At 56.6% G+C, this 1,750-nt stretch carries 3 protein-coding genes; all 3 read right to left on the bottom strand.

The features are described from left to right. Positions 1 to 454: 454 nt before the first annotated feature. Entirely contained in the window at positions 455 to 1,225 is a 771-nt protein-coding gene (locus tag D7X94_RS17845; protein WP_120429162.1) for a DUF6273 domain-containing protein, read from the bottom strand. Between the two features lie 4 nt (positions 1,226 to 1,229). Further along, positions 1,230 to 1,529 (bottom strand): hypothetical protein, encoded by a 300-nt coding sequence (locus D7X94_RS17840; protein WP_120429160.1) that lies wholly within the window; start codon positions 1,527 to 1,529, stop codon positions 1,230 to 1,232. Continuing rightward, on the bottom strand, positions 1,526 to 1,750 hold a 225-nt coding region (locus tag D7X94_RS18645; protein ID WP_158591082.1), incomplete at its 5' end, for a hypothetical protein. The genes D7X94_RS17840 and D7X94_RS18645, both read right to left, overlap by 4 nt.

Below are 1,750 nucleotides of genomic sequence, written 5' to 3'. Positions count from 1 at the left end.
GAATGAAACTTCGCACCGTGCTTCACCCTCTTTCTGTCGATGAATGAAGCGGGCGTGTTCTGTTTCCGGCTGTCTGCTATACCTAACCTTGCAAGGGGGGAAGAGGGTTCACACAACGCCCCCTCCCTCTTCCCCCCTTGCAACCCCCCCATCACCCTCGGCGGCGTATGAAGAGATATAGACAAAAGAAAAGAACAAAGGGCAAGGGCCGAACCCTGCTGATCTCCCCGTTGCTTCCTGTATGACGTGGACAAGCTTTCGCCGGAATCTTAATACCCACTACAAGCCCGCCACGCCGCATAAAAACGGCGTTCTTTGTTGACTTTTCCGCCGATCTATGCTATACTTTATCCATAGGTTGATTGATGATTTATTTTCATCGGCGGAATCCGCTTCGCGCGTTCTCTCAAAACGCGCGGGGCGGTTTTCTTATGCAGTTTTTACCGCGGCGGGCTTAAAAAATCCCCTCTGGCGGTTCCGTTTCGGTCGTGCTGACCTCTCGACTTGCTTTTTCTTCCTCTGCCATGTCTGCCGCGTCCTGCTTTGATTGGAAGAGGGACGCAACCGCCGCGCCCAGCGCGTCGCCCCAAAGGTCCGCGGGGTAGTCGTTCAGCGTGTCCAGCACCGCGTCGCGGGCTTCCTCGATAGCTTCGCCCCTGTTCATCTGCATTCCCTCTTCATCGGGAACAGATACAAAGATTGAAGATTCCAAATGACAAAGCGGGCGAACGCCCCTGCCGCCGCTGAACGCGTAGTTCCAGCCCACCGCGCCGGAGGAATGGACGGCGCGGACGCTGTACGAGTATTCAGGGTCGCACGTCCACGGGGTCAGCGTCCACCACCAGCACCCGATTTTCGGAAGCAAAGCCCGGTGTTCGCGGTAAAGATCGCACGTAATCAGGGCGATCTTGTCCCGCGCGGTTCCGTAGTCCGTCATACCGTCGTCGGCGGTCAGGTCGCTTTCAAACTCCTTGAACGCCGCCGGGTCTGCGCCCTCTGCAATCAGCGCGTCAAGGAATGCCCCGTTCAGTTCCCGGCGCAAGGACGACTTGCGCCAATCGTTGCAATTTTCTTCATCGAAAGCCCGTTCAAATACGGGTTCGGCGGCAATGGCAACCGTTTCCAGTTTGCCGGATTCAGTGTATAGATGTTCAAGCTTGACCCATTCCACGCCGCCATAAACGAACCGTGCGCCGTCTTTCAGGGTTGAAAGTTGTTGCTTCATGGTCTTATGTCCTCCTATTTTTGCAATTTTCGTTCTGCGCGTCCTCGATCAAGTCGCGGACAGCACGCGAAATCAGGAAGTAAAAGGCGGGGAGTAATAGGGTGAATCCCTCACCGCCCACCGCGGCGCACCCGCGTTCAGTCAGGGCACGGGCTTGACCCGCTCTAAAAAGCATGATTCCAGCAAGGGTCAGGGCCGCATATTTCGCAATGACCGCCAGCCGCACCCGTTCGCGCAAATATACCCCCTGCCGCTTCCTGCGGGCCTGTCCCGCTCTGTGGCGTTCAATCGCGATCGGCTTCATCTTGCGTCCCTCATAATCGCCCGCATATACGCCGCGGCCCTCCACAAATGCGGGGTCAGCGTTTCCGCAATCTGCCTTAAATTCGGCCCGATAACCGCCGAAACCCGCTGTAATTCCGGGGCGATAATTTCCGCCGCGCTGAAAAGTTCTATTGCAAGCGGGTTCACGGCCTTGTCGTCGATGTAAAGATCGGCAAACACTTTCCGCCCGTCGGAATGCTT

This window comes from Acutalibacter sp. 1XD8-33 (assembly GCF_003612555.1).
Lineage (GTDB): Bacteria > Bacillota > Clostridia > Oscillospirales > Acutalibacteraceae > Acutalibacter.
Note: the sequence above shows the minus strand (reverse complement) of the source record. Positions and strands in the feature narration are given on the sequence as shown.